Below are 9887 nucleotides of genomic sequence, written 5' to 3' on the forward strand. Positions count from 1 at the left end.
CTTGGTGGCCAGATTGGCCAGGGTCTCGAAGGCGGCGATGTATTCGGGGCGGCAATCCGGATAGCCCGAGTAATCCAGCGCATTGACGCCAATGAACAGATCGGACGCCCCCAGCGTCTCCGCCCAGGCCAGCGCGAAGGACAGGAAGACGGTGTTGCGCGCCGGAACATAAGTCACGGGGATGCCGCCGCTCAGGTCATTGGCCAACTCGCCGGCGCTGTCGTGCTTCGGCACATCGATGGCGTCGGTCAGGGCGGAACCGCCGAAGGCACGCAGGTCGATGTCGGCGATCACATGCCGCTCCACCCCCATCGCCGCGACCACCCGCCTGGCCGCCTCCAGCTCCACCGCATGGCGCTGGCCGTAGCGGAAGCTGAGCGCATTGATCCGGTACCCCTCGGCCTTGGCAATCGCCAGGACCGTGGTCGAGTCGAGCCCGCCGCTGACCAGCACCACCGCATCCCTGACCCCGCTCCGATCCACCATCGCGCATCTGCCTTTCTGAAGCCTGCCCATCCCCAGGGCAATTCCCAGGAGAACGGACGCCCTGCGACAGCTTCTGGCACATCCGGGCGGAACAGGCCAGATGGGGACGTCATCGACAGGAATTCATCGCCAACAGGTCTTCGATGGTCATGATGCGGGATGGCGGCAGGCGGATGGTCGCGGTACAGCCCTGCCCCGGCGCGCTGTCCAGCCTCAGCGTTCCGCCATGGGCCTCCACCAGATGCAACGCCAGCGGCAGCCCGAGTCCCAGGCCCTCGTGATGACGGGTGGCACCCTGGTCAAGCTGCAGGAAGGGGGTGAGCGCCGTCGCGATGTCTTCCGGCCGCATGCCCACGCCCCGGTCACGCACCGACAGTTCCACCCAGCCATCCGTGGCAAGCCGGGCGGTCAGCGAGACGGACGCATTCCGATGGCTGAACTTGATGGCGTTGGACAGCAGCTTTTCCAGCGCCTGGCCGAGGCGCCGTTGATCGCCACGGACCGGCGGCAGGTTGCCGTCGGCCGCCACCTCCACCGTCACGCCCTGGTGGGTGGCGTGGAAACCCATGTCCGCAACGGCGCGCTCCACCACGGCGGACAGATCCACCGCTCCCTCGACCAGCGACAGCCCGCCGGCACCGACCCGTGCCATGTCGAGGATATCGTCGATGATCGACAGAAGCTGTGCCCCGGCTTGGCCGATCGCGCTGACACAGTCGAGCAGTTGCGCGTTGCGCTGCCCGTTTCCAGTACAAGCCCCCACCTGCATTTCCACCAGCTGGGAAAAGCCGATCACGGCATTCAGCGGCGTGCGCAGTTCGTGGCTCATGGCCGCGATGAAGGTCGATTTGGCGCGGTCGCCGGCCGCTGCCGCATCCCGGGCGGCCAACAGTTCGGCCTGCGCCCGCCGGCGTTCTGTCACGTCGCGGAGGATGGCGGTATAAAGCCGGCGCCCCTCCACCTCGCTGGCGCTGACTGAAAGTTCGACTGGGAAGCGGGTGCCGTCGACCCGTTCCGCCTCCGCCGCGCGGTCACGGGCGACCAGCGCTGTGGTCTGGCCGGGCGCGAATTTCAGCGGGATGCCACCCTCTTCGCGCAGATCGGCCAGCGGAATCAGACGATCGAGCGGCCGCCACAGCAGCTCCCCGGCCGAAACGCCGAACATCGCCTCCGCCGCGCGGTTGAAGCTGATCAGCACGCCGGATTCGTCGACGGTCAGGATCGCGTCGGCGGCGGTGTCCAGGATCGCCTCATTGCGCGCCTCGGACAGCCGCAGGGCGTTGGCGGTGTGCACATATTCGCTGACGTCGGTGATGGTGGCGATGGTGCCGCCATCCTCCAGGCGGATGCGTTGGCACAGCACCCGGCGGACGGTGCCCGTCCCATCAGGATCGTGGAAGCGGAAATCGGTCGCCACCGGCTCACCGACCGGGTGCAGCCGCCATTCCGCCGCCACCCGTCCCCGGTCATCCGGATGCACGGCATCGAGCCAGCCGCTGCCGTGCAGCCGGTCAGGCTCCAACCCGGTGATCCCGGCAAGGCGGGCATTGACGAACAGCACCTGTCCGCCGGCATCGGCCTGCATGATGCCGACCGGCACCGCCTCCGCCAGGGTGCGATAGCGGGCCTCGCTGGCGCGCAACCGTTCCGACAGGGCGATCCGGTCGCTGATGTCGCGAATGTTCAGCAGCAGCCCGCCGATGGCCGGATCGGCCAGTTCGTTGCGGGCGGCGACCTCCAGCCAGCGCCAGCCGCCGTCGGCATGGCGAACGCGGAACATGGCACGGCCGATGCTGTCGGCGGGAGCACTTGTCCACAGACGGAGCCGGAGACGTGCCTGCTCCACATCGTCGGGGTGAATATGGGCGTCAAGCGGGGCGCCGGTCAGCGCCTCCGGCCCATGGCCCAAGAGATCGGCGACGGACTCGGTGACCTGGCGCACGCGCCCGTCCGGCGAAAGCACCGCAACGACCTCAGGCCGGCTTTGGAACAGGGTACCTGCCCCGGTGTCCCCAAATGCGCCATTCGGCAAGACGCCCCCCCGGACCTGCGGCGAACGGTGGGATCGTTTGCAATCCCACCGGACATTGTAATCGGGGGTTGTTAATGGCGCATGTCAGGATGAACCCGACTCCCGGTGGATGGGTTTCCGGATTGAAACACTCATCCCCGCCGCAAGGACAGGAAGGATGTCAGCGCATCCAGCACGGCGTCGGGTGCTTCGGTCATCACCATGTGCCCGGTCTGCGGCAGGACGACGACTTGCGACGTCTTGACGCGCGCAGCCAACGACCGCCCGGCCTTCGCCGGCGTCATCCTGTCGAGCGCGCCCAGCAGGAACAGCGCCGGGCAGGCGACCGCCGCCGCGGCATCGGCCCCTTGCCCATAGTCGTTGCAGGCCGCGAGATCGACGCCGAGCACGCCCGGCCGGACCGAGGCCATCAGCCGGCGCCCGCCGGGAATCAGCGCCAGCCCCGGCGTCGGGCAACCGCCGCCCTGGGCACCGCCATGGCCGCGCGGACCATGGCCCCAGCCGATCACCATCTCGATGGCGGAGGATTCGCCGGCATGGGCGGCGGCCAGCAGATCGGGATGGACCGGCATCCGCTCCGCCACGCCCAGCAACGCCACCGCCTCCACCCGTCCAGCATGGCGGGCGGCGGCCTCCAGCGCCACCAGGGCGCCCATCGAATGGCCGATCAGCGCCGCACGCTCCAGCCCGGCGGCGTCGAGCAGGGCGACCACCCAGTCGGCGATGGCGGCGATGCTGCCCAGCGGTTCGCCGCCGGAGCGGCCATGGCCCGGCAGGTCGACCGCCAGGACCGAACGGCCATGGTGGGCGAGATAGCGGCTTTGCAGGCTCCACACGCTGTGGTCCATGCCGGCGCCGTGGATCAGCACGACGGCCGGACGGGCGGGGTCGATCTCCCGGCCGCCGGTGTGGACGAAGACGGGGTTCCCTTTGACGGTCAGCTGCATGGCGCGGCCCTCAGCCCTTGGTGGCGGCGCGCAGCGCCTGCTTCAGATCGTCGATCAGGTCGTCGCAATCCTCCAGCCCGATGGACAGGCGGATCATGTCCTCCCCCACCCCGGCGGCGGCGAGCGCCTCGGCATCCAGCTGGGCATGGGTGGTGCTGGCGGGATGGATGACCAGCGACTTGGCGTCGCCGACATTGGCGAGGTGCGAGAACAGGGTCAGCGACTCGATGAAGCGGCGCCCGGCCTCGCGCCCGCTCCCCTGGGCGCCGGGCCGGATGCCGAAGGAGATGATGGAACCGGCACCGTGCGGCAGCAGCCGGGACGCCAGCGCATGGTCGGGATGGTCCACCAGCTCCGGATAGGAGACCCAGGCGACGGCGCCCGTCTCGGCAGTCAGCTCCCCTTCCAGGAAGCAGACGATCTTGCGGGCGTTGTGGATGTGGCACTTCATCCGCAGCGGCAGGGTTTCCACGCCCTGCAGGATCTGGAAGGCGTTCATCGGGCTCATGCAGGCGCCGAAATCGCGCAGGCCCTCGGCGCGGGCGCGGGCAATGAAGGCGGCCGGGCCGAATTCCTCGGCGAAATCGATGCCGTGATAGCCGGCATAGGGCTTTGTCAGGGTCGGGAAACTGCCCGACGCCTCCCAGTCGAAGCGGCCGCCGTCGATCACCACGCCGCCGATGGCGGTGCCGTGGCCGCTCAGCCATTTGGTGCAGGAATGCATGACCAGATCGGCGCCATGCTCGAACGGCCGGCAGAGATAGGGGGTGGTGAAGGTCGAATCGATCAGCAGCGGGACGCCGGCCTCATGGGCGATGGCCGCGACCTTCGCCACGTCCAGCACCTCCAGCCCCGGATTGCCGAGCACCTCGCCGAAGACCAGCCGGGTCTCGGGACGGATCGCCGCGCGGATGCCGTCGAGGTCGCGCGGATGGACGAAAGTCGTGGTGATGCCGAATCGCGGCAGCGTGTAGGCCAGCAGGTTGCGGCTGCCGCCATAGATCGAGGAGGAGGCGACGATGTGCCCGCCCGCCCCCATCAGCGTCATGATGGCGAGCGTCAGCGCCGCCTGTCCGCTGGCGGTGCAGACCGCCCCCACCCCGCCTTCCAGCGTCGCCAGCCGCTCTTCCAGCACCGCGACGGTCGGGTTGGAGATGCGGGAATAGATGTGGCCGGGCCGTTCCAGGTTGAACAGCGCCGCCGCCTGATCGACATCGCTGAACACGTAGGAGGAGGTCAGATGGATCGGAACCGCCCGTGCCCCGGTGGCCGGATCGGGCTTTTGCCCCGCATGCAGGCTTTGCGTGTCGAACTTCAGGAACTTGGCGCCGGCCATGCTCCCCCCTCCCCTCGAAGTTGGCACCGAAAATTAAAAGAGGGCCGCTTGCGATGGAGCGGCCCTCTTTGCTTTTCAGCGTCTTTTTTGCCAGCCCTGTTCAACCCGCATTCCTGCGGCATCGACGGTGCGGAAGCGTATGGAGGCGTGACGCGCGCGTCAAGGTGGTTGGACCGGCCGCAGCGACGAGGATGGTCAATCTTTACGCGAATGAGAACAAGTTGCAACAAATGGCCGCAGGGACTAAAAGGCGGGGGTGGCATGATCCGACAGGCCGTGCCTGCCCGCAGAAGAGGTTGGAATGAAGATCTCCCGCTCCCGGTTCGTCCGTTCGCTCGCCCTTGCCTCCGCGCTTGCCGCCTTGCCGGCCGTGGCCCTGACCGGTTCCGCCTCCGCCCAGACGGCGCCGAGCGCAGACGGAATCACGGTCTACAACGCCCAGCATGCCAGCCTGACCAAGGAATGGGTGGAGCGCTTCACCCGTGAGACCGGCATCAAGGTGACCGTGCGCAACGGCAGCGACATGGAGCTGGGGAACCAGATCGTGCAGGAGGGTGCCGCCTCCCCCGCCGATGTCTTCCTGACAGAGAATTCTCCGGCGATGGCCCTGGTCGACAATGCCGGGCTGTTCGCAACGCTGAATGCCGAGACGCTGGCGCCGGTGCCGGAGAGCTTCCGCCCGGCCAGCGGCCACTGGGTCGGCATCGCCGCCCGCTCCACCGTCTTCGCCTACAACACCGGCAAGCTGACCCAGGACAAGCTGCCGAAGTCGTTGCTCGACCTCGCCAACCCCGAGTGGAAGGGCCGCTGGGCCGCCTCCCCGGCCGGCGCCGACTTCCAGGCCATCGTCGGCGCGCTCCTCCAGCTGAAGGGCGAGGCGGCCACCGCGTCCTGGCTGAAGGCGATGAAGGAGAATGCCAAGCCCTATCGCGGCAACAGCGTCGCCATGAAGGCGGTGAATGCCGGCGAAGTCGAAGGTGCTGTACCTTGGCAACCTCGCGCGATTCGCCCTCGATGGCGTCGCCGAGGATGACGGGGGTATAGCCGCGGTCGCGGGCCAGCGCCGCCGCCGCTTCCAGCGCGTCCTGCGGGGTGGCGATGATGGTGGTCTCGGAACCCGACAGGCGCGGGTCGCCGGGCTTCGGCGTCTCGTCCTCCGCCGCTTCGAGGAAGGCGGCCACGGCGGGCGGCGGGGTGATGCCGTATTTCGCCAGGATGGCGCGGGCATCGGCGAAGCTGGTGGGGTCGGGCACGGTCGGGCCGCTGGCGATCACCGACGGGTCGTCGCCCGGCACGTCGGAGACCAGCAGCGAAACGACGCGCGCCGGGTGGGCCATGGCCGCCAGCCGGCCGCCCTTCACTGCCGACAGGTGCTTGCGCACGCAGTTCATCTCGCCGATATCGGCGCCGCTCTTCAGCAGCGCCTTGGCGACGGCGCGCTTGTCCTCCAGCGTGATTCCGGGCGCCGGCAGGGCCAGCAGGGCCGAGCCGCCGCCGGAGATCAGGCAGAGCACGAGGTCGTCGGCGGTCAGCCCCTGCACCATGTCGACGATCCGCCGCGCCGCCTCCTGCCCCGCGGCGTCGGGCACCGGGTGGCTGGCCTGCACCACCTCGATCCGCTCGGTCGGCAAATCGTGGTCGTAGCGGGTGACGACGAGGCCGGTCAGCGGTCCCGGCCAATGGTTCTCCACCGTCTTCGCCATCGCCGCCGCCGCCTTGCCGGCGCCGATCACCACCGTGCGGCCCTTCGGCGGCTGCGGCAGGGCTGCCGGCAGCCGGGTCTCGGCGGTCACCGCGGTGAGCGCCGCCTGGAACAGGTCGTGGAGCAGGGTGTCGGCGGTGGGAGCGGCAGTCGGGGCGGTGACGGTCATGGTCGCTCGGGCGTCGTGGGTGGCGGGGCGCTTAGAATGCACGCGATTGGTTGGCAGGCAAATGGTTTGGATGGAGCACCATCGGCAGCGTTGTCCGCCGACGGCGCCCCCATCCCCTTACTTCGACCCGACCTCGTGCCCGGCCAGCAGCTCCAGCGCGCGGAGCATGCCGGAATGGTCCCAGGCGGCTCCGCCCTGCGCGGCGCAGGCGTTGAACAGCTGCTGGCAGCTGGCGGTGTGCGGCAGCGACAGGTTCAGCGCCTTGGCGCCGCTCAGCGCCAGGTTCAGATCCTTCTGGTGCAGCTCGATGCGGAAGCCGGGGGTGAAGTTGCGGTTGATCATCCGCTCGCCATGGACCTCCAGGATGCGCGAGGAGGCGAAGCCGCCCATCAGCGCCTGACGGACCTTGGCCGGATCGGCGCCGGCCTTGGAGGCGAACAGCAGGGCCTCGGCCACCGCCTCGATGGTCAGCGCGACGATGATCTGGTTGGCGACCTTGGTGGTCTGGCCGTCGCCGTTGCCGCCGACCAGCGTGATGTTCTTGCCCATCTTCTCGAACAGCGGCTTGACCGTGTCGAAGGCCTCCTGGGGCCCGCCGACCATGATGGTCAGCGAGGCGGCCTTGGCCCCGACCTCGCCGCCCGACACCGGGGCATCGAGGTAGGAGCAGCCGAGATCGTTGATGCGCTTGGCATAGTCCTTGGTCTCGATGGGCGAGATCGAGGACATGTCGACCACGATCTTGCCAGCCGACAGGCCGGCGGCGACACCCGTCTCGCCGAACAGCGCGGCGCCGACATGCGGGGTGTCCGGGACCATGGTGATGATGACCTCGGCCGCCGCCGCGACCTCCGCACCGCTCGGGCAGGGGATGGCGCCCTTATCGGTCAGCTCGGCCGGGACCGGCTTGATGTCGTGGACGTAGAGCGTGTGACCGGCGTCCAGCAGATGCCCCGCCATCGGGGTGCCCATGATGCCGAGACCGATGAAACCGACCTTCATGACGATAGTCCTTCTCTTTGAATGGATGGGGGCGCGCCTTCAGGCGTGCGCCGGTTCGGTCTTGTAGGGGGCGAACCAGCCGAGCCCCTCGTCCGTCGTCGTCTTCGGCTTGTATTCGCAGCCGACCCAGCCGCGGTAGCCGATGGCGTCCAGATGCTTGAACAGGAAGGGATAATTGATCTCGCCGGTGCCCGGCTCGAAGCGGCCGGGGTTGTCGGCCAGCTGGACATGGGCGATTTGGGCGAGGTTGGCCTCGATCGTGCGGGCCAGATCGCCTTCCATGATCTGCATGTGGTAGATGTCGTACTGCACGAAGAGATTGTCGGAGCCGACCTTGGCGATCAGGTCCAGCGCTTGGCGGGTGCGGTTCAGGTAGAAGCCGGGAATGTCGCGGGTGTTGATCGGCTCGATCAGCAGCTTGATCCCGGCGCCGGCCAGCGCATCGGCGGCATAGGCGAGGTTGGCGGTCAGCGTGCTTTCCGCGGTGGCGGCATCGCCCCCTTGCGGCAGGATGCCGACGAGGCAGTTGACCTGTTTGCAGCCCAGCGTGCCGGCATAGTCGATGGCGCGGGCGACACCGTCGCGGAATTCCTGCACGCGGTCGGGCAGGATGGCGATGCCGCGCTCGCCGCCGCCCCAGTTGCCGGCCGGCAGATTGTGCAGGACCTGGGTCAGCCCATGCCGGCGCAGCTTCTCGGCCAGCGCATCGGCGGCGAAATCATAGGGAAACAGATACTCGACCCCACGGAAGCCGGCATCGGCCGCCGCGGCGAATCGGTCGAGGAAGGGATGCTCGTTGTAGAGCATCGTCAGGTTGGCGGCGAATTGCACCATGACCGAACTCCGGGTTACGCGAACTGGCCGCCGGGGATGGAGGGGCGGCCCTTGGGTTGGGAGCTTGACCGCCGCGCAGGCCCTTGAGCCAGTTCGCCGAACGGCTTTTTCACCCAGCGGAAAGCGTGGGGTGCGAACGATTGTGCTGCGGGAGTGCTGATTGACGGCGCGGAACATGATTGACGCATACGTCACCCTGGACTAGGATTCGCATCGTCAATAATCCGCTCACCCAACGCCGCCAGAAGCGCAGGTTCGATAATCGGAGGACATTTGCCCGTGACCATGCCCGGCTCCCAGCCCTACCCGCATCTGCTGGCCCCGCTCGACCTCGGCTTCACGGTGCTGAAGAACCGGGTGTTGATGGGGTCGATGCACACCGGGCTGGAGGATCGGCGCCGCCATTTCCCGCGGCTGGCCGCCTATTTCGCCGAGCGGGCGCGCGGCGGGGTCGGGCTGATGGTGACCGGCGGCTTCTCGCCCAATGTGGAGGGCTGGCTGTCGCCCTTCGGCTCCACCCTGGCGCGGCATGGCGCGGCGCGGGCGCACCGGGTGATCACCGACGCGGTGCATGCGGAAGACGGCAGGATCGCGCTGCAGATCCTGCATGCCGGCCGCTACGCCTACAGCCCGCTGTCGGTGGCGCCGTCGCGCATCAAGTCGCCGATCACCCCCTTCACCCCGCGCGCCCTGACCGCGCGCGGGGTGGAGCGCCAGATCCGCGCCTATGTCCGCTGCGCCGAGCTGGCGCGCGAGGCCGGCTATGACGGGGTGGAGGTGATGGGGTCGGAAGGCTACCTGATCAACCAGTTCCTGGTGACCCACACCAACCAGCGCACCGACAAATGGGGCGGTTCCTACGAGAACCGCATGCGCTTTCCGGTGGAGATCGTGTCGCGCATGCGCGAGGCGGTCGGGCGTGACTTCATCATCATCTACCGCCTGTCGATGCTGGACCTGATCCCCGATGGCAGCAGTTGGGAGGAGGTGGTGCAGCTTGCCCAGGCCATCGAGCGGGCGGGGGCCACCATCATCAACACCGGCATCGGCTGGCACGAGGCGCGGGTTCCGACCATCGCCACCAGCGTGCCGCGCGCCAACTTCGCCTGGGTGACGGGGAAGCTGAAGCAGGCGGTGTCGATCCCGCTCTGCACCACCAACCGCATCAACACGCCGGAGGTCGGCGACGCGGTGATCGGCGAGGGGCTGGCCGACATGGTGTCGATGGCGCGGCCCTTCTTGGNCGACCCCGACTTCGTCGCCAAGGCNGCGGCCGGCCGGGGCGAAGCCATCAACAGCTGCATCGCCTGCAACCAGGGCTGCCTGGGACATATCTTTCTCCGCAAGACGGCCAGCTGTCTGGTCAACCGCGCGCCTGC

General features: G+C 68.5%; 8 protein-coding genes and 1 pseudogene. 2 read left to right on the forward strand and 7 right to left on the reverse strand.

Going from position 1 to position 9887, the window contains the following annotated elements; genetic code table 11:
* From queC to I71_RS17320, 4 genes are all read right to left on the reverse strand, one after another.
* Positions 1-486, reverse strand: a 486-nt coding sequence (gene queC / locus I71_RS17305) for a 7-cyano-7-deazaguanine synthase QueC (protein ID WP_042696085.1), incomplete at its 3' end; no start/stop codon positions are given.
* Positions 487-595: 109 nt separating this feature from the next.
* Positions 596-2518: a PAS domain S-box protein gene (locus I71_RS17310; RefSeq protein ID WP_280109891.1), complete on the reverse strand. Its 1923-nt coding sequence runs from the start codon at positions 2516-2518 to the stop codon at positions 596-598.
* A 131-nt stretch (positions 2519-2649) separates the two neighbouring features.
* Positions 2650-3465 (reverse strand): alpha/beta fold hydrolase, encoded by an 816-nt coding sequence (locus tag I71_RS17315; protein WP_042696086.1) that lies wholly within the window; start codon positions 3463-3465, stop codon positions 2650-2652.
* Between the two features lie 10 nt (positions 3466-3475).
* Positions 3476-4801 (reverse strand): O-acetylhomoserine aminocarboxypropyltransferase, encoded by a 1326-nt coding sequence (locus tag I71_RS17320; RefSeq protein WP_042696087.1) that lies wholly within the window; start codon positions 4799-4801, stop codon positions 3476-3478.
* Between the two features lie 301 nt (positions 4802-5102).
* Here I71_RS17320 and I71_RS17325 point away from each other — a divergent pair, with 301 nt between their 5' ends.
* On the forward strand, positions 5103-5834 hold the full coding sequence (locus I71_RS17325; protein ID WP_244433894.1) for an extracellular solute-binding protein: 732 nt from the start codon (positions 5103-5105) through the stop codon (positions 5832-5834).
* Between the two features lie 190 nt (positions 5835-6024).
* Here I71_RS17325 and I71_RS36100 read toward each other — a convergent pair.
* The 3 genes and pseudogenes from I71_RS36100 to hyi form a co-directional block, all read right to left on the reverse strand.
* Positions 6025-6672 (reverse strand): annotated as a pseudogene (locus I71_RS36100) (glycerate kinase); the annotation flags it as partial.
* Between the two features lie 117 nt (positions 6673-6789).
* Positions 6790-7674: a 2-hydroxy-3-oxopropionate reductase gene (glxR, locus tag I71_RS17335; protein ID WP_042696089.1), complete on the reverse strand. Its 885-nt coding sequence runs from the start codon at positions 7672-7674 to the stop codon at positions 6790-6792.
* A 39-nt stretch (positions 7675-7713) separates the two neighbouring features.
* Entirely contained in the window at positions 7714-8508 is a 795-nt protein-coding gene (hyi, locus tag I71_RS17340) for a hydroxypyruvate isomerase (protein ID WP_042696090.1), read from the reverse strand.
* 285 nt (positions 8509-8793) lie between these two features.
* Here hyi and I71_RS17345 point away from each other — a divergent pair.
* A partial coding sequence (locus I71_RS17345; protein WP_042696093.1) for a 2,4-dienoyl-CoA reductase FMN-binding domain-containing protein occupies positions 8794-9887 on the forward strand: 1094 nt, incomplete at its 3' end.

This window comes from Azospirillum sp. B506 (assembly GCF_000333595.1).
Taxonomy (GTDB): domain Bacteria; phylum Pseudomonadota; class Alphaproteobacteria; order Azospirillales; family Azospirillaceae; genus Azospirillum.

Excerpts from the sequence above, each read along its gene's own strand:
- I71_RS17315 (WP_042696086.1), bottom strand. The coding sequence starts at position 3,465 with ATGCAGCTGACCGTCAAAGGGAACCCCGTCTTCGTCCACACCGGCGGC.
- I71_RS17320 (WP_042696087.1), bottom strand. The coding sequence starts at position 4,801 with ATGGCCGGCGCCAAGTTCCTGAAGTTCGACACGCAAAGCCTGCATGCG.
- I71_RS17325 (WP_244433894.1), top strand. The coding sequence starts at position 5,103 with ATGAAGATCTCCCGCTCCCGGTTCGTCCGTTCGCTCGCCCTTGCCTCC.
- glxR (WP_042696089.1), bottom strand. The coding sequence starts at position 7,674 with ATGAAGGTCGGTTTCATCGGTCTCGGCATCATGGGCACCCCGATGGCG.
- hyi (WP_042696090.1), bottom strand. The coding sequence starts at position 8,508 with ATGGTGCAATTCGCCGCCAACCTGACGATGCTCTACAACGAGCATCCC.